Genomic DNA, 392 nt, shown 5'->3' with positions numbered 1-392 from the left:
GTGCATATCTACGGGGGTGAACTACCACCAACAGGTATTGCTGTGCGGATTTTTCGGTTGGGCGTAGCAGGCACACTGGCGTATGAAGTGCATGGGGATATCAAAGATGCTCCATTGGTTTATCAAGCCTTAATGGCAGCAGGACAACCGTTTAACTTAGTTCGTCTAGGGATGCGTGCTTACGGCATGAATCATACGGAAAATGGTTTTGCCCAAGCCTTTATCCACTTTTTACCTGCTTGGGCCCAAGATGAAGACTTTATGGACTATTTAAATGGCAAATACGATGCTTTGCTTGCCAAACTGCCAGGCAGTGCAGGTGTCGATATCACCCGTCGTTATTTTAACCCTATCGATTTAGGTTGGGGGCATATGATCACCTTTGATCATGA

Annotated in this window: 1 protein-coding gene; it reads left to right on the top strand. The window is 46.2% G+C overall.

All coding sequences use genetic code 11. From position 1 onward, the window contains the following. Positions 1-392: hypothetical protein (locus tag AAEZ05_RS27875; RefSeq protein ID WP_350649777.1), on the top strand; the 392-nt coding region annotated here is incomplete at both ends.

This window comes from Pseudomonas sp. HY13-MNA-CIBAN-0226, assembly GCF_040310305.1.
GTDB lineage: Bacteria > Pseudomonadota > Gammaproteobacteria > Pseudomonadales > Pseudomonadaceae > Aquipseudomonas > Aquipseudomonas gregormendelii.
Note: the sequence above shows the minus strand (reverse complement) of the source record. Positions and strands in the feature narration are given on the sequence as shown.